The 21,285-nt window shown below is 68.9% G+C and carries 19 protein-coding genes; 5 read left to right on the top strand and 14 right to left on the bottom strand.

Features of this window, described 5'->3' with window-relative positions:
• Positions 1 to 64: 64 nt before the first annotated feature.
• The 3 genes from QE416_RS07305 to QE416_RS07295 are packed head-to-tail and all read right to left on the bottom strand — an operon-like array spanning position 65 to position 3,577.
• The gene (locus tag QE416_RS07305; protein WP_307314836.1) at positions 65 to 1,420 is read right to left on the bottom strand and encodes an aldehyde dehydrogenase; all 1,356 of its coding nucleotides are present in this window, start codon (positions 1,418 to 1,420) and stop codon (positions 65 to 67) included.
• On the bottom strand, positions 1,417 to 2,241 hold the full coding sequence (locus tag QE416_RS07300; RefSeq protein ID WP_267789305.1) for a gamma-glutamyl-gamma-aminobutyrate hydrolase family protein: 825 nt from the start codon (positions 2,239 to 2,241) through the stop codon (positions 1,417 to 1,419). Before QE416_RS07300 ends, QE416_RS07305 begins: the two co-directional genes overlap by 4 nt.
• The gene (locus QE416_RS07295; protein ID WP_307314834.1) at positions 2,222 to 3,577 is read right to left on the bottom strand and encodes a glutamine synthetase family protein; all 1,356 of its coding nucleotides are present in this window, start codon (positions 3,575 to 3,577) and stop codon (positions 2,222 to 2,224) included. Before QE416_RS07295 ends, QE416_RS07300 begins: the two co-directional genes overlap by 20 nt.
• 146 nt (positions 3,578 to 3,723) lie before the next feature.
• Here QE416_RS07295 and QE416_RS07290 point away from each other — a divergent pair, with 146 nt between their 5' ends.
• On the top strand, positions 3,724 to 5,382 hold the full coding sequence (locus QE416_RS07290) for an amino acid permease (RefSeq protein WP_307314832.1): 1,659 nt from the start codon (positions 3,724 to 3,726) through the stop codon (positions 5,380 to 5,382).
• On the opposite strand, the gene QE416_RS07285 is transcribed toward QE416_RS07290, so the two are convergent.
• Positions 5,316 to 5,990: a hypothetical protein gene (locus QE416_RS07285; RefSeq protein WP_210072420.1), complete on the bottom strand. Its 675-nt coding sequence runs from the start codon at positions 5,988 to 5,990 to the stop codon at positions 5,316 to 5,318. The genes QE416_RS07290 and QE416_RS07285 overlap by 67 nt on opposite strands.
• 60 nt (positions 5,991 to 6,050) lie before the next feature.
• On the bottom strand, positions 6,051 to 6,560 hold the full coding sequence (locus tag QE416_RS07280; protein WP_307314829.1) for an amino-acid N-acetyltransferase: 510 nt from the start codon (positions 6,558 to 6,560) through the stop codon (positions 6,051 to 6,053).
• A gap of 204 nt (positions 6,561 to 6,764) precedes the next feature.
• On the opposite strand from QE416_RS07280, the gene poxB reads away from it, so the two are divergent.
• A complete protein-coding gene (gene poxB, locus QE416_RS07275; RefSeq protein ID WP_307314826.1) occupies positions 6,765 to 8,489 on the top strand; it encodes a ubiquinone-dependent pyruvate dehydrogenase in 1,725 nt (574 codons plus the stop codon).
• Between the two features lie 69 nt (positions 8,490 to 8,558).
• Here poxB and QE416_RS07270 read toward each other — a convergent pair whose 3' ends face one another.
• Complete coding sequence (locus tag QE416_RS07270) at positions 8,559 to 11,084, bottom strand: ATP-dependent Clp protease ATP-binding subunit (RefSeq protein WP_103206859.1); 2,526 nt, start codon at positions 11,082 to 11,084, stop codon at positions 8,559 to 8,561.
• Positions 11,085 to 11,274: 190 nt separating this feature from the next.
• Between QE416_RS07270 and QE416_RS07265 the strand changes: the two genes are divergently transcribed.
• Together QE416_RS07265 and QE416_RS07260 are read left to right on the top strand one after the other, a co-directional pair.
• Positions 11,275 to 11,901, top strand: a complete 627-nt coding sequence (locus QE416_RS07265; RefSeq protein ID WP_307314822.1) for a hypothetical protein — start codon at positions 11,275 to 11,277, stop codon at positions 11,899 to 11,901.
• The gene (locus QE416_RS07260; protein WP_307314821.1) at positions 11,898 to 12,131 is read left to right on the top strand and encodes a helix-turn-helix transcriptional regulator; all 234 of its coding nucleotides are present in this window, start codon (positions 11,898 to 11,900) and stop codon (positions 12,129 to 12,131) included. Before QE416_RS07265 ends, QE416_RS07260 begins: the two co-directional genes overlap by 4 nt.
• Before the next feature lie 14 nt (positions 12,132 to 12,145).
• Here the strand turns inward: QE416_RS07260 and QE416_RS07255 are convergent, their stop codons facing one another.
• From QE416_RS07255 to QE416_RS07245, 3 genes are all read right to left on the bottom strand, one after another.
• Entirely contained in the window at positions 12,146 to 12,862 is a 717-nt protein-coding gene (locus tag QE416_RS07255) for a hypothetical protein (protein WP_307314819.1), read from the bottom strand.
• A gap of 89 nt (positions 12,863 to 12,951) precedes the next feature.
• Complete coding sequence (gene cls, locus QE416_RS07250) at positions 12,952 to 14,418, bottom strand: cardiolipin synthase (RefSeq protein ID WP_267789299.1); 1,467 nt, start codon at positions 14,416 to 14,418, stop codon at positions 12,952 to 12,954.
• A gap of 64 nt (positions 14,419 to 14,482) precedes the next feature.
• The gene (locus tag QE416_RS07245) at positions 14,483 to 14,680 is read right to left on the bottom strand and encodes a hypothetical protein (RefSeq protein WP_103206864.1); all 198 of its coding nucleotides are present in this window, start codon (positions 14,678 to 14,680) and stop codon (positions 14,483 to 14,485) included.
• Positions 14,681 to 14,814: 134 nt separating this feature from the next.
• Here QE416_RS07245 and QE416_RS07240 point away from each other — a divergent pair, with 134 nt between their 5' ends.
• Complete coding sequence (locus tag QE416_RS07240) at positions 14,815 to 15,978, top strand: DUF4192 family protein (protein WP_307314817.1); 1,164 nt, start codon at positions 14,815 to 14,817, stop codon at positions 15,976 to 15,978.
• Here the strand turns inward: QE416_RS07240 and lysS are convergent.
• The 5 genes from lysS to QE416_RS07215 form a co-directional block, all read right to left on the bottom strand.
• The gene (lysS, locus tag QE416_RS07235; protein ID WP_307314815.1) at positions 15,929 to 17,449 is read right to left on the bottom strand and encodes a lysine--tRNA ligase; all 1,521 of its coding nucleotides are present in this window, start codon (positions 17,447 to 17,449) and stop codon (positions 15,929 to 15,931) included. The two genes, QE416_RS07240 and lysS, sit on opposite strands and share 50 nt — an antisense overlap.
• Before the next feature lie 78 nt (positions 17,450 to 17,527).
• Positions 17,528 to 18,382, bottom strand: a complete 855-nt coding sequence (panC, locus tag QE416_RS07230) for a pantoate--beta-alanine ligase (protein WP_267789297.1) — start codon at positions 18,380 to 18,382, stop codon at positions 17,528 to 17,530.
• Positions 18,379 to 19,101 carry a DUF2520 domain-containing protein gene (locus tag QE416_RS07225; RefSeq protein ID WP_307314811.1) on the bottom strand — a complete coding sequence of 241 codons (723 nt, stop codon included), beginning with the start codon at positions 19,099 to 19,101 and terminating at the stop codon, positions 18,379 to 18,381. The genes panC and QE416_RS07225 overlap by 4 nt, the downstream gene beginning before the upstream one ends.
• Positions 19,098 to 20,681, bottom strand: a complete 1,584-nt coding sequence (locus QE416_RS07220; protein WP_267789295.1) for a PH domain-containing protein — start codon at positions 20,679 to 20,681, stop codon at positions 19,098 to 19,100. The genes QE416_RS07225 and QE416_RS07220 overlap by 4 nt, the downstream gene beginning before the upstream one ends.
• Positions 20,678 to 21,196, bottom strand: a complete 519-nt coding sequence (locus QE416_RS07215) for a PH domain-containing protein (RefSeq protein ID WP_307317882.1) — start codon at positions 21,194 to 21,196, stop codon at positions 20,678 to 20,680. Before QE416_RS07215 ends, QE416_RS07220 begins: the two co-directional genes overlap by 4 nt.
• Positions 21,197 to 21,285 lie beyond the last annotated feature (89 nt).

Here is a 21,285-nt window from a genome sequence, read left to right as displayed (position 1 = left end):
GCCCGAGGGCGGCCTCGACAGCACGAAGTGGGACGTCACGTGAGAGAGAGGGGCATGGAGGTCGTCAGTCGGTGGCGTAGAACACGTTCTTCACCTCGGTGAAGTGCTCGGCGGCATCCGGTCCGAGCTCGCGACCGAGGCCCGAGGCCTTCATGCCGCCGAAGGGAGTGGCGTACCGCACCGACGAGTGCGAGTTCACCGAGAGCACGCCGCTGCGCACGCCGCGCGAGACCCGGATGCCGCGCCCCAGGCTCTCGGTCCAGATCGAGCCCGCGAGACCGTAGGCGGTGTCGTTGGCGAGACGGATGGCATCCGCTTCGTCGTCGAAGGGCAGCACGGCCAGCACGGGTCCGAAGACTTCGTCGCGCGCGATGCGGTCGCCGGGCTGCGCGAGCACGACGGCCGGCGCGAACCAGAAGCCCTCGCCCTCGGGGGCCGCACCACGGAAGGCGACATCGGCCCCGTCGAGGAAGCCCTGCACGGTGGAGCGGTGGGATGCCGAGATGAGCGGCCCCATCTGGGTGTCTTCGCTCGTGGGGTCGCCGACCCTCCAGGCCGCGACGGCGGGTTCGAGCATCTCGAGGAAGCGGTCGAAGACGCGGCGCTCCACGAGCAGACGGCTGCGCGCGCAGCAATCCTGCCCGGCGTTGTCGAACACCGATCCGGGGACGCCCGCGGCGGCCTTCTCCAGGTCGGCGTCGGCGAAGACGATGTTCGCGCTCTTGCCACCGAGCTCGAGAGTCACGGGCTTGAGCATCCGCGCGCAGCCCGCGGCGACCTCGGTGCCGACCTCGGTAGAGCCGGTGAAGACGACCTTGGGCACGTCGGGGTGCGAGACGAAGCGTTGGCCCACGACCGAGCCCGAGCCGACGATCACCTGGAACAGTCCTTCCGGCAGTCCGGCTTCGAGAGCGAGTTCGCCCAGGCGGATCGCGGTGAGCGGGGTCAGCTCGGCGGGCTTGAGCACGACGGCGTTGCCCGCGGCGAGCGCCGGGGCGAAGCCCCACGCCGCGATCGTCATGGGGAAGTTCCACGGCACGATGATCCCGACCACGCCGTAGGGCTCGTGGTAGGTCACATCGAGTCCGCCGGCGACCGGGATCTGCGAGCCGATCAGGCGTTCCGGCGCCCCGGCGTAGTAGTTGAGCACCTGCGCGACGTGCTGCGCCTCCCAGCGGGCCGAGCCGATCGGGTGGCCCGAGTTCTTCACCTCGAGCGCCGCGAGCTCCTCGACGTGCGCCTCGATGACCCGTGCGAAGGCCCTCAGCGCGTCGGCACGGGCGACGGGAGCGAGGGCTGCCCACGCGCCCTGGGCTCGCACGGCGGCCGCGACCGCGGCATCCACCTCGTCGATCTCTGCGCGTTCGAGCGTGGTGATGGGCGACCCGGTCGAGGGGTCGATGACGGTGAAGGTGCTCATGCGGGGACTCCCTGGTGCGCGGAGGAGGTGGGGGCGGAGGCGGACGATGCGGGCACGGCCGGTTCGGCCTCTGCTCGGGACGCACGGTGGGCCGCCGCCGCGGCGACGAGACCGAGGAACAGCCGCCGGTCCTCGGCGTTCTCCTCGGGATGCCACTGCACGGCGACGAGGTAGTCGTCGCCCTCGGTCTCGACGGCTTGCACGAGACCGTCGTCGGTGCGAGCGGTCACGCGAAGCCCGTCGCCGACCCGGTCGACGCCCTGGTGGTGGTAGCTGTGGACGGTGAGGGGGCCGGCTCCGACGAGACCGGCAAGCCGGGTCTCGGCATCCACCTCCACGGTGTTCTCGGCGAACACGCCCCCGCCGATCCGGTACCTCTCTGTGCCGAGCGCTTCGGGCAGATGCTGGTGCAGGGTGCCGCCCATCGCGACATTGATGAGCTGCAGACCGCGGCAGATCCCGAAGACGGGGATGCCGCGCTCTCGTGCCCCCGCGAGCAGCGCGATCTCCCACGCGTCCCGGTCGGCACGAGCGGGGTCGGTGAGCGGGTGACGCTCCGCCCCGTACAGCTCGGGCTGCACGTCGAGGCCGCCCGTGAGGATCAGCCCGTCGAGCCCGTCGAGCACCGTCGCCGCGGCCTGCTCGGGTCGCGGTTGGGGCGGCAACAGCACGGCGGTGGCGCCCGAGCCCGTCACGGCATCGAAGTACTGCTGCGGGAGGAACGACGCACGGACGTCCCACACGCCCTGTTTCGCGCGCTCGAGGTAGGTCGTGAGTCCGACCACGGGCGTACGGGTCGGATCAGAGACGCTCGAAACCACGCACCCGCTCCCAGTCCGTCACGGCGGCGTCGTAGGCCTCGACCTCGATACGCGCCTGGTTCAGATAGTGCTCGACGACCTCGTCGCCGAAGGCCGCGCGGGCGATCGTGGACTCCGAGAAGAGATGGGCCGCCTCGCGGAGCGTCGTCGGCAGGGTGTCGACACCGGCCGCGTAGGCGTTGCCGGTGAGCGGGGCGGGCAGTTCGAGCTCGTTCTCGATGCCGTGCAGGCCTCCCGCGATGATCGCCGAGATCGCCAGGTACGGGTTCACGTCACCCCCGGGCACGCGGTTCTCGACGCGCAGCGACGACCCGTGGCCCACCACGCGCAGCGCGCAGGTGCGGTTGTCGACGCCCCACGCCACCCCGGTGGGCGCGAAGGAGCCCTTCGCGTAGCGCTTGTACGAGTTGATCGTGGGGGCGTACAGCAGCGTGAACTCGCGGAGAGTGCTCAGGATGCCGGCGATCCAGTGCCCCATCAGGGGGCTGAACCCGTGCTCCCCGTCGCCCGCCATCACCGCCGCACCGTCATCGCCGCGCACGGAGAGGTGGATGTGGCAGCTGTTGCCCTCGCGCTCGTTGAACTTGGCCATGAAGGTCAGCGACTTGCCGTGTCGGTCGGCGATCTCTTTCGCGCCGTTCTTGTACAGGGTGTGGTTGTCGGCGGTCTCGAGCGCCTCGGCGTAGCGGAACGCGATCTCCTGCTGGCCGAAGTTGCACTCGCCCTTCACGCCCTCGCAGTACATGCCCGCGCCGTCCATGCCGAGGCGGATGTCGCGCAGCAGGGGCTCGAGCCGCGTCGTGGCGAGCAGGTTGTAGTCGACGTTGTAGTCGGTGGAGGGGGTCAGTCCCGTGTAGCCCTTCGCCCAGGCGTCGCGGAACGAGTCGTCGAAGACGATGAACTCCAGCTCCGTCCCGGCGTAGGCGGTGAGTCCACGCTCGGCGAGACGAGCACGCTGGGCGTTCAGGATGCCACGGGGCGACTGCGCGACATGCGCGCGATCTGCCCACGCGAGGTCGGCGAAGACGAGCGCGGTTCCGGGCTGCCAAGGGATCGTCCGGAGGGTCTCGAGGTCGGGGACGAGCAGCATGTCGCCGTAGCCCTTCTCCCAGCTCGACATCGCGTACCCGTCGACGGTGTTCAGGTCGACATCGACCGAGAGCAGGTAGTTGCACGCCTCCGCGCCGTGGCCCCGCACCTCGTCGCGCCAGAAGCGCGCCGCGACGCGCTTGCCGACGAGCCGGCCCTGGGCGTCGGGGAAGGCCACGACGACGGTGTCGATCTCGCCCGCCTGGATCGCGGCATCCAATTCTTCGCTGCTGAGATTGCCCGCCATGGTCTCCCTCTCGCGGTGTCGACGTCTCCTCGTGCGAAGGACGTAACGAGGAACTTACACGTCAAAGGTAGACAGGTCGACCAATAGAAGGCCATGATTTCGGGCAAGGCGACCCCGAAGCCTGTCCGCATCCATCTGGAGGCCCCATGTCCACGTCGAGCAACTCCCGCAAAAAGGTCGCCGGAGCCACCTATACGGCCACCGATGCCTCGTACTTCGAAAAACGCACGCTGAAACGCTCGGCCGGCGTCTGGGGCCTGTGGGGTCTCGCCGTCGCCGCCGTCATCTCGGGCGACTTCTCGGGCTGGAACTTCGGTATCGGATTCGCTGGTTTCGGCGGCATGCTCATCGCGTTCGTCATTCTCGTGGTGATGTACTACGGCCTGACGTTCTCGATCGGCGAGATGGCCGCCGCCATGCCGCACACCGGCGGCGCCTACTCGTTCGCCCGGTCGGCGATGGGGCCGTGGGGCGGCCTGGCGACGGGGCTCGCCGAGACCATCGAGTACGTCGCCACGACCGCCGTCGTCGTCTACTTCTCGGGGCAGTACGCCGACTCGGCGCTTGAGCTGCTGACGGGGGTGAGCCTTCCCTCGTTCGTCTGGTGGATCATCCTGTACGCGCTGTTCATCGCCCTCAACGCCGCCGGCGCGAACATCTCCTTCGGTTTCGCGATCGTCGTGTCGATCATCTCGATCGGCATCATCGTGGTCTTCGGCGCGATGTCGCTTCTGACGGGCGCGTTCGACTGGAGCTCGCTCTGGAACATCGCCCCCACCGACGGCAACTCCGAGTTCCTGCCCTTCGGCGTCGGATCGATCCTGCTGGCGCTGCCCTTCGCGATGTGGTTCTTCCTGGGCATCGAGGAGCTCCCCCTCGCCGCCGAGGAATCCCACGACCCCGCTCGCGACATCCCCCGCGCCGGCCTCTGGGCCCGCGGCACGCTCATCGTCACCGGCCTCATCGTGCTGTTCCTGAACACCGGCGTACTCGGCGCCGACGCCACCGGCAGCTCGCTCGAACCCCTGCTCGACGGTTTCCGCGCGATGGTCGGAGACCAGGCCGCGGCCCTTCTCTCGCTGCTCGCTCTCGTCGGACTCCTGGCATCCCTGATGGGCATCATGTTCGCCTACGGGCGCAACATGTACTCGCTCTCGCGCGCCGGGTACTACCCGCGCTGGTTGTCGCTCACGGGCGCACGCAAGACACCCTGGGTCGCGCTGGTGTTCGGCGCCGTTCTCGGCTTCGTCGCACTCGTCGTCGTACAGGCGGCCGGCGGCGACACCAGCCCGGCGGGCGCGATCGTGCTGAACATCGCCGTGTGGGGCGCGGTGCTGGCGTACTTCCTGCAGATGGTGTCGTTCATCATCCTTCGACGCAAGTTCCCGAACGCGGTGCGGCCCTACAGAAGCCCCTGGGGTCTGTTCGGCGCCTACTCGGCGGCGATCATCGCCGCGGTCGTCTTCTTCGGCCTGCTGTTGAACCTCCGCGTATCTGCTCGCGATCGTGGCGATCATCGTGGTCTACGCCGTGATCTTCGTCGCCTTCGCGGTCTACGGTCGCCACCGCCTCGTCCTCTCCCCCGAGGAGGAGTACGCCCTGTCCGGCGGCCTGCACGGCGACCCGCAGGCGGAGGGCTACGACGCCATGCAGAACGAGGTGTTCGGCAAGAAGCCCGGCGCCTGAGCCGCGAACGCACGAGGGGCGGATGCCGACCGGCATCCGCCCCTCGTCCAGTTCAGCGCAGAATGAACGACGCCGTGCCCGACGACGGAATGCCGCCGATGGACACGCTCAGGTGGTAGGTCGCTCCCCCGCCGGGCGCGTAGGGCCGCTCTCCGCCGCACGAGTTCACCGAGGAGCGCGTACGGTCCCAGGTCAGCGGTGCGGAGCTGGTGACGACCTGGCCCGCGGCCAGCGTCACCTCCATGTCGCTCGGCTCGGCCTGGCAGTCCGTCGACCGCCACCACACGTCCGACCCGCTGGTCACGGTGAACGACTGCGCGCTCGTCCCGACGTTCATGGTGCAGGGGTTCGCGCTCGTGTTCGTGAGCTTGATCGACAGCTGAGGGTTCTCACCCTGGGCGTACTCGCTCTTGTCCGACAGTGCCGCGACGGTGATGTCGGATGCCGTGCACTCGACGGGCCCCGCGGGCGCGGTCGGAGTAGGCGAGACGGAGGGAGACGCCGAGGGGGCGCCGGACGCCACCGGCGCGGTCGTCGTCGCCGTGGCAACGGGAGCGCTCGCAGCGGGAGCAGGAGTCGCCTCGGCGGTGGGGGCGGCACGCCACGGGGGAGCCGCGACGAGCCACACGACGAGGCCGATCACCAGCAGGGCGAGGAGCCCTGCGGCGAGACGACGACGACGGTAGACCGCCGGGGACTGCCTCCGCCTACGGGGGGCATCGGTCATGGTTCCAGGGTAGGCGGCGCGGCTGTGCGCTCACGCCACGGCACGCTCAGGAGCGCAGGCTCACAGCTGCTTCAGCATCCGGGTGTTGCCCAGGGTGTTCGGCTTCACGTGCGCGAGGTCGAGGAACTCCGCGACACCCTCGTCGGGGCTGCGCACCAGCTGCGAGTACACGTCGGGGTCCACGACCTGCTCGCCGATCTCGGCGAAACCGCGACGGGTGAAGAAGCCGACCTCGAATGTGAGGCAGAACAGTCGCGAGACGCCGAGCTCGCGCGCGCGGTCCTCGAGAGTCTCGACGATGGCGCGACCCACGCCATGGTGCAGCCAGTCGTCGTGGACGATGAGCGTGCGGATCTCGGCGAGGTCCTCCCACATCACGTGCAGAGCGCCGCACCCGATGACCACGCCGTCCGCCTCTGCGACGACGAACTGCTGCACGGAGCCGTAGAGCACGACCAGGTCTTTGCCCAGCAGGATGCGCTTCTGCACGAACGGCTCGAGGAGCTCGTGGATGCGTCGGACGTCGGCGGTTCCGGCGGGGCGGACGACGAACGGCGCGGATGAGGTCATGGTCCCAGGGTACGCCGGTCGGGTCGGCGGTCCGCGAAGAAGCGGCGTCCACGCCGAGTGCGCAGCTGTGTGTTCGACGCATAGCCCGCTCAGAGGCGAGGCAGGGGAAAGCCTCGACGACGGGAGTAGCGTGGGCGATGGTGACGCGCGATCGTCACGAGCGGTCGCGCGATTCGTCCCCTTCTTCGATGAAAGGACTGCCTCGTGCCTACCGTTGCCGAGAACATCGTCTCCGCCCTCCGCCATCACGGCGTGCAGCGCATCTACGGCCTGCCCGGCGATTCCCTGAACGGCTTCACCGACGCGATCCGTCGAGATGGCGGAATCCGCTGGATGCACGTGCGGCATGAAGAGGCAGCGGCCTTCGCCGCCTCGGCCGAGGCGGAGCTGACGGGGGAGCTCACCGTCTGCGCGGGAAGCTGCGGGCCGGGCAACCTGCACCTCATCAACGGTCTCTACGACGCCAACCGCTCGCGCGTGCCGGTCCTCGCGATCGCCGCGCACATCCCCACCGCGGAGATCGGATCGACCTACTTCCAAGAGACGCACCCGCAGGAACTCTTCCGCGAGTGCTCGGTCTACGTCGAATACGTCGCCGACCCGGTGCAGATGCCGAGACTGCTCGAGATCGCCATGCGGGAGGCGATCGAGAAGCGCGGTGTCGCCGTGCTCGTCATCCCGGGCGACGTGCTGCTCGCCAAAGCGAAGAACGACCGCGTGGCGACCGTGTCGCGCGCGACTCCGCGCATCCTTCCGTCCGACGACGAACTGCGCCGCACCGCCGATGTCTTGAACGCCGCCGAGAAGGTGACGATTCTCGCCGGAGCCGGTGTCGCCGACGCCCACGACGAGGTCGTCGACCTGGCACGCCGCCTGCAGGCACCGATCGTGCACGCGCTGCGCGGCAAGGAGCACATCGAGTGGGACAACCCGTTCGACGTGGGGATGACCGGGCTTCTCGGCTTCTCGTCGGGGTACCGGGCGATGGAAGATGCCGATGTCGTCCTAATGCTGGGCACGGACTTCCCGTACCAGCAGTTCTACCCGAGTCGCGCGACGCACATCCAGGTCGACGTCCGAGGAGAACAGCTCGGACGCCGGCATTCCGTCGACATCGGACTCGTCGGCACGGTGCGCGACACCGCCCGCGCGCTCCTCCCGCTGCTGGCCGAGGGGCGATCGACGCGGCACGCCGACGACGCCCGTTCCCACTACCGGACCACGCGCGCGAAGCTCGACGACCTCGCGGTCCCCGCAGCCTCCGGCAAGCCGCTGCACCCGCAGTTCGTCGCGCGCACGCTCGACCGTTTCGCCGCCGATGACGCGGTCTTCATCCCCGATGTGGGATCTCCCGTGGTGTGGGCGGCGCGCTATCTCACGATGACGAAGGAGCGCCGTCTGATCGGATCGTTCGCGCACGGCACGATGGCGAACGCCGTCTCCCACGCGATCGGCGCGCAAGCCGCCTTCCCCGACCGCCAGATCGTCGCTCTCGCGGGCGACGGCGGGCTGGCGATGCTGCTCGGCGAGCTGATCACGATCGTCCAGAACGACCTTCCCGTGAAGATCGTCGTCTTCGACAACTCCTCGCTCAATTTCGTCGAGCTGGAGATGAAGGCGGCCGGGTTCGTCAACTACGGCACCGACCTGCGTAACCCCGACTTCGCGGCCGTCGCCGAAGCCATCGGCATCACGTCGTTCCGCGTCGACGAGTCCGCCGACCTCGAGACCTCGCTCGCCGCGGCCCTCGCGCACCCCGGCCCGGCGCTCGTGTCGGTGAGGACGGCTCGCCAGGAACTGTCGATGCCCCCGTCCGTGACTCTCGAACAGGCCAAGGGCTTCACGCTGTACGCGATCCGAACGGTCCTCTCCGGTCGCGGCGACGAGCTGATCGACCTCGCCGCGACGAACGCGCGCCAGCTGTTCTGACCAGCCGCGGCACACGACGACAAGGGGCCCGGATGCCATGGCATCCGGGCCCCTTCTTGTTCTACGCGATCAGCTGCCCGCGAGGGTGTCGGGGGTGGCGGCGATCTCTCCCGCCGTTCCGACGCCGATCGCGACCTTCTCGCCGCGCGGGCTGGTCTCGAACGAGAACTGACCGTTCTCGACGCCGACCTTCACGTGGTCGCCCGACTCGAGCTCGCCGTGCAGGATCTTCTCACTGAGCCGGTCCTCGACCTCGCGCTGCATGGCGCGGCGCAGGGGGCGAGCTCCGAGGGTCGGGTCGAAACCGATCTCGATGAGCTTGTCCTTCGCGTCGTCCGACAGCTCGACGGTCATGTCGCGATCGAGCAGCCGGTCGGCGAGGCGCTTCACGAACAGGCCGACGATCTGGCGGAGCTCGTCCTTGTTCAGCTGCGGGAAGACGATGACATCGTCGACACGGTTGAGGAACTCGGGCTTGAAGTGACGCTTGAGCTCCTCGTCGACCTTGCCCTTCATCCGCTCGTACGAGGTCTGCGCGCTGCCCTCGACCTGGAAGCCGACCGGGCCACCGGCGATCGCCGACGAACCGAGATTCGTCGTCATGATGATCACGGTGTTCTTGAAGTCGATGACGCGACCCTGACCATCGGTCAGACGACCCTCTTCGAGGATCTGCAGGAGCGAGTTGAAGATGTCCGGGTGGGCCTTCTCGATCTCGTCGAAGAGCACGACCGAGAAGGGCTTGCGACGCACCTTCTCGGTGAGCTGGCCGCCCTCTTCGAAGCCGACGAACCCGGGAGGGGCACCGAACAGACGCGAGACCGTGTGCTTCTCGCCGAACTCCGACATGTCGAGGGAGATCAACGCGCCCTCGTCGTCGAACAGGAACTCGGCGAGTGCCTTGGCGAGCTCGGTCTTTCCGACACCGGTGGGGCCGGCGAAGATGAACGAGCCCGAGGGGCGCTTCGGGTCCTTGAGACCCGCACGCTGACGACGGATCGTGCGCGAGAGGGCCGCGATCGCCTCTTCCTGGCCGATGACGCGCTGGTGCAGCGCCTTCTCCATGAACATGAGGCGGCTGGACTCTTCTTCGGTGAGCTTGAACACCGGGATGCCGGTCGCCTGCGCGAGGACCTCGGCGATCAGGCCCTCGTCGACCACCGCGTGGGAGGCGACGTCGCCCGAGCGCCACTGCTTCTCGAGACGCAGGCGCTCCGCGAGGAGCGACTTCTCCTCGTCGCGCAGCGCGGCGGCCTTCTCGAAGTCCTGGTCCTCGGAGGCCTGCTCCTTCTGCTCGCGGACCTTGGCGATCTTCTCGTCGAACTCGCGCAGCTCCGGCGGGCTCGACAGGATCGACAGACGAAGGCGGGCGCCGGCCTCGTCGATCAGGTCGATGGCCTTGTCAGGGAGGAACCGGTCGCTGATGTAGCGGTCGGCCAGGTTCGCCGCGGCGACGATGGCGCCGTCGGTGATCTGCACCTTGTGGTGCGCCTCGTAGCGGTCGCGCAGCCCCTTCAGGATGTTGATCGCGTGGGGCAGGCTCGGCTCGGCGACCTGGATCGGCTGGAAGCGGCGCTCGAGAGCGGCGTCCTTCTCGAAGTGCTTGCGGTACTCGTCGAGCGTGGTGGCACCGATGGTCTGGAGCTCACCGCGCGCGAGGAGCGGCTTGAGGATGGATGCCGCGTCGATCGCGCCCTCTGCGGCGCCCGCGCCCACGAGGGTGTGGATCTCGTCGATGAAGACGATGATGTCGCCGCGCGTGCGGATCTCTTTCGTGACCTTCTTCAGGCGCTCTTCGAAGTCGCCGCGGTAGCGCGACCCGGCGATGAGGGAGCCGAGGTCGAGCGAGTAGACCTGCTTGTCCTTCAGCGTCTCGGGGACATCGCCCTTGACGATGGCCTGCGCGAGTCCCTCGACGACGGCGGTCTTGCCGACGCCGGGCTCTCCGATGAGGACGGGGTTGTTCTTCGACCGGCGCGACAGGATCTGCATCACGCGCTCGATCTCCTTCTCGCGCCCGATGACGGGGTCGAGCTTGTTGTCGCGCGCAGCCTGCGTGAGGTTGCGTCCGAACTGGTCGAGCACGGCCGACCCGCCCTGGGCCGCGCCCTGGGTCTGCTCGCCGGCACCCGAGGCGACGCCCGCGGGCTCCTTGCCCTGGTAGCCCGAGAGCAACTGGATGACCTGCTGGCGCACCTTGTTCAGGTCGGCACCGAGCTTGACGAGGACCTGGGCGGCGACGCCCTCACCCTCGCGGATGAGACCGAGCAGGATGTGCTCGGTTCCGATGTAGTTGTGGCCGAGCTGGAGCGCTTCGCGCAACGACAGCTCGAGGACCTTCTTCGCACGGGGCGTGAAGGGGATGTGGCCGGTCGGCTGCTGCTGACCCTGGCCGATGATGTCCTGCACCTGCTCGCGGACGGCATCGAGCGAGATGCCCAGCGACTCCAGCGCCTTGGCAGCCACACCCTCACCCTCGTGGATGAGGCCCAGAAGGATGTGCTCCGTGCCGATGTAGTTGTGGTTCAACATCTTCGCCTCTTCTTGGGCGAGCACGACCACACGACGAGCACGATCGGTGAATCTTTCGAACATCCTCAGTCCCTCCAAAAATGGGCTGACAGGCACGCCTCCGCGCGCCGTACATCGAGAGTAACCAGCGGCCGGATGCCAGAGCCCCGTGTTCGCCGTGGGCATACCGCCTCGCCGGTCGGGGTTGCAAAACCCATCGACAGTCGATACCTTATCGAACATCGATAATAACGATCATCGATAAGGAGTCTCCGTGACACCCACGCGTACACAGCCGCGCATCCTCTCGCGCGGCGACACCATCGGCTTCACCCTCTTCCTCATCGGCGGTGTCGCCATCGCCGTGTCCGCCGTCGTGCAGACGATCATCGACCTCGCGAGCGTCCTGCCGAATCGCGACATCACACTGCTCGCGCCGTTCGTCGCGACCGAGGCACAGGCCCCGCTCGGTCCTGGCGGATCGCCGGTGACCGTTCAGCTGGACTCCGCCTCGGTGACGGTGGCGTCGCTGCAGCCCGCATCTCTCGCCGCGCTCGTCATCAGCCACGTCCTGTTCGCCGTCGCGATGGTGACGGTGGTCGCCCTGCTGCTCGTACTGTGCTTCGGCATCCTGCGCGGCCGCATCTTCTCGCGCGCGCACACCGTGCTCGTGACCACCGCGGGCCTCGTCGCCCTCGCGGGGATGTATCTCGTGCCGTTCTTCCACAACATGGCCGTCAACGGCGCCCTCGCGCGAGTGTCCGACGGCACGTACGACCGTGCCGTCGTGGGAACGGTCGACGTCTTCACGATCTTCGCCGTCGCTTTCGTCGTCGCCCTCGCCGGCACCGTCTTCGCGGTCGGCGACCGCCTCCAGCGCGACACCGAAGGCCTCGTATGACCCCGGCCGCCACGGAGGACGGGCCCACCGGCATCCACTGTCGCCTCGATGAACTCCTCGAGGCGCGGGGCATGACGTTGACGCGACTCAGCGAGCTCGTCGGGGTGTCGGTGGTCAACCTGTCGGTGCTGAAGAACGACCGTGCCCGCGCGATCCGTTACTCGACGCTGTCCGCGATCTGCCGCGTGCTGGAGTGCGAGGTCGGCGACCTCCTCGTCGTGGAGCGCTGACGCCCCCGCCGCGGTCAGCGCGTGCCGAGTACGGGGACGGGCGCGCTCACATCGACGCCACCGCCGGAGAGCACGAGCGACACCGCGCCCGAGCCGGCCTCGCGGCCGATGTCGGCGAGCGTCACGCGCGGTGCGATGTCCATGGTGCAGATCTGATCTGCCGGCGGCGTCGCGAACTGCACGGCGACATCGCCGCCGGCGGCGGTGATCGTCTCGACGGAGGGGACGCACGTGGAGCTGCCGTAGGTGACGATCGCGACCAGCGAGTCGTTCACCCAGCCCGCGGAGGGCGAGAATTCGCTCGGGGCCGCGGGCGTGGTCGCAAGCCCCGCGAGGCTCGCCTCGCCCTGCGCCGCACCCGTCACGGCGACGGCGAGGTCCTTGGCGGGGTCGACACCCGCGGGCAGCGCGACCAGCGTGGCCCGCGGAGCCATGTCGCGCGTGCACTCCTGCTGAGAGGACTCGGCGAGCTGCACCGTGATCGCGGCTCCGGCGACGCTCGGCTGGCCGCTGACGACTGGCGGGCACGAGGAGCTTCCGTTCGTGACCACGGCGATCGACCGGCCGCCGTCGACCCACGCGGCCCCGATCTCGGCGGACGGCGTCGCGCTCGTGGTATCCGGGCTGGGGGACACTCCCCCCGACATCGAGGGCGATGACGCGCCCGTGGCGCATCCGGCGAGAGCACCGGCGACGACGAAACCGGCGCCGATCATTGCGATCAGGGTCAAGCGGGGACGTGACATGAGAACCTCCGGGGGCGAGTTCTGCCCCATGATGTCGGAGAATCCTGGATGCCGGCGGCGAACGCCGCGGCGCGTCACTGCAGGGCAGAGGTGAGGCGGGCCAGGTTGTCGAGGATCGTCGAGCGCAACGGCTGGCGGCGCCACTCCTCGATCGTCAGCTGCCGGCTGAGGGTGCGGTAGGCGTCCTCGACGTCGCGCATGTCGCGGACGAACTCCTCGCCGCGCACGAGCAGCGACACCTCGAGATTCAGACCGAACGATCGCATGTCCATGTTGCTGGAACCGATGACGGCGACCTCGTCGTCGATCGTGACGCTCTTGCTGTGCAGGATGTAGGGCTTGCGGTACATCCAGATCGTGACGCCCGCGTGCAGCAGAGCCTCGTAGTAGCTGCGCTGGGCGTGGTAGACCATCGCCTGATCGCCCTCTTCCGAGACGAAGAGCTCGACGTGCACGCCGCGCTGGCACGCGGTCGTGATCGCGAGCAGCAGCGCTTCGTCGGGGACGAAGTAGGGGCTGACGATGATGATGCGTTCTTTCGCGGCGAACAGCAGGCCGAGGAACAGCTTGAGGTTGTTCTGGAAATCGAATCCGGGGCCCGAGGGCACGACCTGACAGTCGAGATCGCCCGGGCCCGACGTCACGCTGAACAGATCGATCTCGTCGCGGAGGGTCTCGTCGGTCTCGCTGTACCAGTCGGAGAGGAACACCGCGTTGATGCTCGCGACGACGGGGCCCTCGACGCGGACCATCAGGTCCACCCAGTGCAGACCGCGGCGGATGTTCTTTCGCAGGTTGTACGACGAGTCGGTGACGTTCTGCGAACCCATGTAGGCGACATCGCCGTCGATCACGAGGAGTTTGCGGTGATTACGCAGGTCGGGACGCTGATATCGGCCGCGCAGCGGTTGGACGGGCAGCATGAGGTGCCAGTGAGCGCCCATCGCATCGAGGCGTCGAAGCGTCTGCCGGTAGAACGGCTTGCCACGGTTCGCCCAGTGATCCAGCAGGACGCGCACGACGACGCCGCGCTGCGCGGCCTCTTCGAGGGCGCGGAAGAAGTTGTCGGTCGAGTCGTCGGTCTGCAGGATGTAGAACTCGACATGCACGTAACGCTGCGCCTGCCGGATGGCCTCGGCCATGGCATCCAGGCTCTGCTGGTAGTCGGCGATCAGGGTGGCGGCGTTGTCTCCTGCGATCGGCATGGCCCCCAGATTGCGGTTGAGCTGAACGAGCGCGCGGAACCACTGGGGGGCGTTGGGGCGGAGGGTGCCGAACTCGAGCGAAGCGCTCGTGTCGTGGATGTACTCATTGATCGCCGCCTGCTTGCGACGGCGCTTTCGCGGCAGCCGCGGGTTGCCGATGAGCAGGAAGAGGAAGACCCCGACGAAGGGGATGAAGTAGATCGCGAGCAGCCAGGCCATCGCGGCGGTGGGCCGCCGGTTGCGCGGAACGATGATGATCGCGGCGATGCGCACCACCAGGTCGACGACGAAGAGCGTGATGACGAGCCAGCTCGCGTCGAACGTGGCGTTGAGCACGGGTCCTCCTGCACGGGTTGTGGACCCAGCGTAGCGACGGCCTCCGACAGGGGCCGCCGGGTTGTCAGGCCGCGGGCCCCTCGCCCGTGCGCGCGACGGGGGGAAGACCGCGCTTGGCACGCTCCTCCGCTTCGATGCGCGCGTAGGCCTTGCGCTCGGTGCGATCCATCCGGATGACGTTGCGGAGGATGAAGAAGAAGACCACCGACACCACGAGGGTCGGCAGGATCGCCCACAGCATCGCAGTCCAGGTCTCGTCCATGGCTTCGAGGATACCCGCGCTGCCTGAGCGCGCGGTCTCAAGGGACTCCTCCCCAGGCCGCTGATGCGCGGATTCATCCACGATCGAGCTATTCCGCACGGCGGGAGGGTGACCGTTTTGGCCACCCTCGAGGCATGACACCCGCCGTCGTCCCCGTCACTTCGTCCGCCTCGTTCCTCGCCCTCGTCCCACGCCTGCTCGAATGCACCCCGCGCCAGAGCCTCGTCCTCGTGCCGTTCGCCGAGTCCCGCTCGCTCGGCGCGATGCGCGTCGATCTCCCCCCGACCGACCGGTCCGTCTCGGATGAGAGCATCGCCTCGACGGTCATCGGCATGGCGTGCAAGGTCGCGCGAACCGATGCCGTGGCGATCGTCGTCTACGCCGACGGCGCGCTCGCCGACCTCGCGGACCTGCCGCACCGCGCACTCGTCGATGCAGCCATCGCCCGGGCCGACATCTGCGGGCTCCGTGTCATCGACGCCCTCGTCGTCGGCGCGGACGGCTGGAAGAGCTACCTGTCGCCCTCGTCAGCGGTGCCACACCCGCTGAGCGAGCTCACCGCGCCGCCGCTGGGCGAACCCGAGTTTCCGTGCGACGACGACCAGTTCGCCGCGGCGGGTCTCCCGCAGGTCGATCCCGCCGTCTCCCGCGGCATGCTCGCCGTGCTGCGGAAGATCGAGCGCGTACTCGGCGGCGCGCACGAGCGGCGAGGGCTCCCCCTGTTGAAACGTGCCGCCACAGCCGACCCGGCCGCAGCGTTCATCGCGGATCCACCTGTGCTTCTCGAGGACGCTCTGGCCTGCGCACCCTCCGACCTCGACGCCGCACAGCTCGCCGCGGTCGCCTTCTGCCTCGCCCGCCCTTCGCTGCGCGACGTGGCGCTCTTGCAGTGGGCGGCCGACCTCGCCACGGGTGACGCCGTTCTCCACGCGCAAACGGCGTTCCACCGCGGGAAGCCGTTCCCCGACGACCTCGCTCGGCCGATGTGGGGAGAGGGAGCTCACCCCGACCCCGATCGTCTTCGCCGCGCCCTCGAGCTCTGCCGGTTCGTGGCCGCAGCCCTCCCCCAGGAGCGTCGCACGGGTGCCCTGTCGGCGTGCGCCTGGCTCGCATGGGCGCGGGGAAGAGGCTCCCACGCCGCCACCTACGCCGAGACGGCACTCGAGATCGACGCGGACCACGGTCTGAGCGCGATCATGCTCGACATCATCGACGCCGGGCGCCTCCCGGAGTGGGTCTTCGAGCGTCCTACTTCACCAGCGGGAACAGGATCGTCTCCCGGATTCCCAACCCGGTGATCGCCATGAGCAGACGGTCGATTCCCATGCCCATGCCGCCGGTGGGGGGCATACCGTGCTCGAGGGCACGCAAGAACTCCTCGTCGATGGGCATCGCTTCGACGTCGCCCCGAGCGGCCAGCTTCGCCTGCTCGGTGAAGCGGTGACGCTGGATCACGGGGTCGACGAGCTCGGAGTACCCGGTCGCGAGCTCGAAGCCGCGCACGTAGAGATCCCATTTCTCGACGACGCCCGCGATCGAGCGGTGCTCGCGCACGAGGGGGCTGGTGTCGACGGGGAAGTCCATGACGAAGGTCGGCCGTGTCAGGCCGCCCTTCACGAAGTGCTCCCACAGCTCTTCGACCCACTTGCCGTGGGTGTCCTGGGGCGGGGCGTCGACGCCGGCCTCGCCGCCGAGTGCGCGCAGCTCGTCGAGCGAGGTCTCGGGGGTGATCTCACGACCGGACGCCGCCGACAGCGATTCGTACATCGAGATGCGGTCCCACTCGCCGCCCAGGTCGTACTCGGTGCCGTCTGCCCACGTGACGGTGGTCGACCCCGCCACGGCGACGGCGGCGTCCTGGATCAGGGTCTGGGTCAGGTCGGCGATGCCGTTGTAGTCGGTGTAGGCCTGGTACGCCTCGAGCATCGCGAACTCGGGGCTGTGCGTCGTGTCGGCACCTTCGTTGCGGAAGTTGCGGTTGATCTCGTAGACCCGGTCGATGCCGCCCACGACGGCGCGCTTGAGGTAGAGCTCGGGCGCGATGCGCAAGAACAGCTCGGTGTCGAAGGCGTTCGAGTGCGTCGTGAACGGACGGGCGCTCGCACCGCCGTGCTGCACCTGCAGCATCGGGGTCTCGACCTCGACGAAGTCACGCTCGGTGAAGGTGCGACGCAGGCTCGCGTTCACCTTGGCACGGGCCAGGACCGTCTCGCGGGCGCGGTCGCGCACGATCAGGTCGAGGAAGCGGCTGCGAACGCGGCTCTCCTCGCTGAGCTCCGTGTGGAGGTTCGGCAGGGGCAGCACAGCCTTGGCGGCGATCGTCCACTCGGCGACCATGATCGACAGCTCGCCCCGGCGGCTCGAGATGACCTCACCCGAGACGAAGACGTGGTCGCCGAGATCGACGAGCTCCTTCCACGCCTGGAGCGACTCCTCCCCCACGTTCGCGAGCGAGATCATGGCCTGGATGCGGCTTCCGTCGCCGGACTGCAAAGACGCGAAGCAGAGCTTGCCCGTGTTACGGCTGAACACCACGCGGCCGGCGACCCCGGCCGTCTCGCCCGTCTCGGCGCCGGCTTCGAGATCGCCGAAACGCGCGCGCAGCTCGGGGATCGTCGTGGTGACGGGGACGACGACCGGATACGGACCGCCCGCGGCGTCGACACGTTCCGCGAGCAGGCGCTCGCGCTTGGCCAGGCGCACCGCCTTCTGTTCGAAGACCTCGTCTTCGGTCGGTTCGGCAGCGTCGTTCGCGGGCGCGTCGGTCATCAGGGAGGCTCCTCGGGGTCTCCCCCAGTCTATTCGTCGTCCCCGACCGCCCCGGAGTCGCGACCGGGGCGACCGCCGTCAGCGCAGCGAGATCTCGGCGTTGTCGATGAATCGGTGGCCGCCCACGGTGGCGGCGATGAGGGCGAACGCGCGACCGCGGTGCCCGTCGTCCACGGGCAGGAAGGTCTCGGGATCGACCACGCTCAGGTATTCCAGGGTGATGCGTTGCTCGCCCATCAGCGACGACTGAGCCGCCGCGATGCACGCATCGACCCCGAGATCGGAGTTCGATGCCGCCGCCTCGAGGGCGCGCGGAAGAGCCGCGGCCGCGCGCCGATCGGCCGCATCGAGCAGCGCCACACGGCTCGACACGGGCAGGCCGTCGTCGGTCCGCACGGTCGGCACCGTCGCGATGTCGATCGAGAAGTCGAGATCGCGCACCATCCGACGCACGAGGAAGATGCGCTGCAGATCGCGCTCGCCGTACACCGCGACGTCGGGGCGCACGAGGTGGAAGAGCTTCGCTTCGACGGTAAGGACCCCGTCGAAGTAGAACGGGCGCACGCGACCCTCGTAACGCAGACCGATATCGCCCGCCGAGACGCGCGTCGTGGCCGTCCCCGCCGGGAGGAACACCTCGATCGTGGGAGCGAAGACGACATCCACGCCCAGGTCGGCGAGAACCCGCGCGTCGGATTCCGGCGAGCGGGGATAAGCCGCCGTGTCGTCGGCCGTGCGGAAGCGCAGAGGATTGACGAAGGTCGACACCACGACCACGTCGGCGAGGTCGCGGGCTTCGCGGATCAGGTCGACGTGACCGTCGTGCAGAGCACCGAGGGTCGATACCAGGGCGACGCTCGGGCCGGCGTCCGATCGATCTGCGCCTCGGATCTGTCCGAGTCGGGTGCGCAGATCCTCGAGGGTGCGGATCATCCGTCGATCGTAGCGGTGCCGTCGAGGTCGTCGCGGCGCCCGCCCTCGACCAGAGCCTGGTCGACGCTCGATCGGACGAGCGCGGACAGGTACGCGCCGGGATTCTCGACCCCGATGCGATCCAAGAGCGCCGACGACTGGCGCACGATCGAACGCGAGAACTCCGTCGCCGTCGCGATGGCCTCGGCGTACGTCGCCCGATCGTCCTCGGCGACCAAGACCGGTTCGCACCCGAGCTCGACCGCGAGCGCTTGCGCGATCGGCAGCACCGGAGCGGGGGCCGTGACGGCGGCATACGACTGGGCGAGTTGGCGCAGATCGATCGACGACACTCCCGTGAAGACCATGGCGGGATGGATGGCCAGCGGAATCGCACCGCTACGGGCGGCGGGATCCAGCACCCGCGACCCGTACGCGGCGTCGGTGTGCAGGACCAGCTGGCCGGGCTGCCAGGCGCCGACCTCAGCGAGACCCGAGACCAGACCCGGAAGCTGGTCGTGCGGCACCGCCACGACCACGAGCTCGCTGCGTCGCGCGACCTCGTCGGCCGTGAGCACCGGGAGTCCCGGCAGGATCGCCTCGACGCGGTCGTCGTCGGAGCCCGACGTGATCCCCGTCAGGGCGTGGCCCGCTCCCGCCAATGCCGCCGCGATGACCGGCCCGACGCGTCCGGCCCCGATCACCCCGACGCCGAGGCGTCCGTCACGACCGGGGCTCATCCGGCCCACCGGTGGGTGCGGTCGATCGCCGCCGCATCGACGCCGGCTCGAGCCGTCCGCTCGAACAGCCCCAGGGCGTCGTCGCGGTCGAGAACACCGACCGACGTCTGCACGGTGCCGGCGATCACGTGGGCGATGAGGGTGGCTGTCCCCGTGGCGCGCGCGAGCGGCCCCTGGTGCAAGCCGATCGACTGCAGTCGAGCGAGGGGGACGATGCTCAGCGAACGCCACACCCACCCGCGACGCATCAGCAACGCGTCGGTGGTCAGCAGCGCTCCGTTACGGCGCCAGGACAGCGGGCGCAGCCACCGAGCGCGTCTCGGGGTCGTCACGTACGGGTCGTCATCCACCGGACCCAGGATGCCGTCACGGAACACGAGTGTCCATTCGTCGGCCGACAGGCCGGGGGCGAGGATCCGCAGGACGCGCTCGACATCGGCGCGCGTTCCGATCGGGAGCACCGCCGCCAGCTGATCGTTGCTCGTGTCGGTCGAGGCCCGCCCCGAGAGACGGTTCACCGAGATCGCCCACCATCCGAACGGACGCCACATCAGGGGCTGTCGCACCTCGATCGCGTGCACGCGGCCGGGCGGCACGACCTCCGAGACCGTCGTGAACAGACCGAACGTCACGCGGACGCCGTCGGGGGTCGGGGCGATGGAGTACCGCAGCCCCTGGGCGATCGACCGCACGTAGTACGCGCCGAAGGCAAGGAACATCGGAACGATCGTGAACAGCAGCCACAGCGTCGACACCGACGCGGCCACGACGATCCCGACGACGAAGGCGATGAGGATGAGGCTCGATCCACTCAGAACACGGGATGCCACGAGCCGGCCGAACGGAATACGCACGATGCTCTCCGGCTCGGCGTCGGAGAGGTCCTCCCCGTCGACGATCCCCTGCAGGCCAGATCCCACGGCCTCGGCCGCCTGCCGAGCGAGGGACGAGCGTCCACCGGGTTCTGCTCGCGCTTCGGCGAGACGCCGCCCCGACGCAAGGCGGAGGATGTCGCCGCGGATGGCCTCGGCATCCTTGCCCGAGAGGTACTCCAGCTTGACGTTGGCATCGAGGCCTGCGCCGACCACCTCGAGCTTCGCGAGCCCCAGGAGACGGGCGACCATCGGACGCGTCAGGTTGACCCCCTGCACGCGGTCCAGCGGAGCGCGCCGGTGTGTGCGGAACAGCACGCCCGAGCGCACCTCGACGTCGTCCTCGCCGATGCGCAGGGTGTGGAACCGCCAGGACAGCCGGAACAGCACCAGCAGCACGATGAGCACGACGAGAGCCGCAGCCGCCGCGATGAGGATCAGATTGTTCGCGAGGAGGAAATCGACCGGGTCGGGGGGAAGCTCCCCCGGGGGCAGATCGGTGAAGACCGGGAAGATCCACTCGACGAGACGTTCCCGCAGGTTCGCCACGATGACGCCCACGAGCACAAGAAGGGTGAGCCCACCGCGCAACAACGGCGTCAGAGGGTGGAGCCGATGCCACTCCCCGTCGCTGTACGGCGACCGGACGATCGTCCGTTGCCGAGGCTGCGACTCCGGGGGCGAGCCCGCCGTGTCCGGATCGGTCACAGCCCGGTCCGGCGGGTCTCGGCGACGGCCACGAGCGTGTCGCGCAGCTGTTCGGCCGCCTCCTGGGTGAGCCCGGGGATGGTTACGCCCGTTGACGCCGCAGCGGTGACGAGCTTCAGCTGGGCGATGCCGAAGCCCCGGTCGAGGGGGCCGTGGGTGATGTCGACGAGCTGCATGCGGCCGTACGGCACCGCCACCACCCGCTGCCACAAGATTCCTCGACGGAACACGAGGTCGTCGCGACGCAGTTGATAGCCGAAGGAGCGCGCCTGACGCGGCGTGATGACGAGCCCGATGACGGTGACGAGCAGAACCACTCCCGCCGGAATCCACTGCCACATGAATCCCGTGAGCACCTGCACGACGACGGCGGCAGCCAGCACCAGGACGAACACCGCCCCCTGCGAGATCAGCTGCACCCGCACGTACGCGCGGGCCAGCTGATGCCACGTGCCCTCTCCGAGGGGCAGGCGACGCTCCGAGCGCGGTTCGAGGATGCGATCGTACGTGCCCACGCCGAGGACGGCCTCGTCGGCCGCTGGATCGCCCTCGGCGGGTCGTCGAGCGTCGGCGGGGCGAGCGTCGGCCGGGCGAGCGTCGGAGG

It is taken from the genome of Microbacterium sp. SORGH_AS_0421 (assembly GCF_030818635.1).
Classification (GTDB): domain Bacteria; phylum Actinomycetota; class Actinomycetes; order Actinomycetales; family Microbacteriaceae; genus Microbacterium.
The sequence above is the reverse complement of the archived record's forward strand: the minus strand, read 5'-3'. Positions and strand labels throughout refer to the sequence as shown.

Coding starts and splice junctions, on each gene's coding strand:
- QE416_RS07240 (WP_307314817.1), top strand. CDS start 14,815: ATGACACCCGCCGTCGTCCCCGTCACTTCGTCCGCCTCGTTCCTCGCC.
- QE416_RS07285 (WP_210072420.1), bottom strand. CDS start 5,990: ATGACCGATGCCCCCCGTAGGCGGAGGCAGTCCCCGGCGGTCTACCGT.
- panC (WP_267789297.1), bottom strand. CDS start 18,382: ATGATCCGCACCCTCGAGGATCTGCGCACCCGACTCGGACAGATCCGA.
- QE416_RS07260 (WP_307314821.1), top strand. CDS start 11,898: ATGACCCCGGCCGCCACGGAGGACGGGCCCACCGGCATCCACTGTCGC.
- QE416_RS07295 (WP_307314834.1), bottom strand. CDS start 3,577: ATGGCGGGCAATCTCAGCAGCGAAGAATTGGATGCCGCGATCCAGGCG.
- QE416_RS07280 (WP_307314829.1), bottom strand. CDS start 6,560: ATGACCTCATCCGCGCCGTTCGTCGTCCGCCCCGCCGGAACCGCCGAC.
- QE416_RS07305 (WP_307314836.1), bottom strand. CDS start 1,420: ATGAGCACCTTCACCGTCATCGACCCCTCGACCGGGTCGCCCATCACC.
- QE416_RS07290 (WP_307314832.1), top strand. CDS start 3,724: ATGTCCACGTCGAGCAACTCCCGCAAAAAGGTCGCCGGAGCCACCTAT.
- lysS (WP_307314815.1), bottom strand. CDS start 17,449: ATGACCGACGCGCCCGCGAACGACGCTGCCGAACCGACCGAAGACGAG.
- QE416_RS07245 (WP_103206864.1), bottom strand. CDS start 14,680: ATGGACGAGACCTGGACTGCGATGCTGTGGGCGATCCTGCCGACCCTC.
- QE416_RS07225 (WP_307314811.1), bottom strand. CDS start 19,101: ATGAGCCCCGGTCGTGACGGACGCCTCGGCGTCGGGGTGATCGGGGCC.
- QE416_RS07270 (WP_103206859.1), bottom strand. CDS start 11,084: ATGTTCGAAAGATTCACCGATCGTGCTCGTCGTGTGGTCGTGCTCGCC.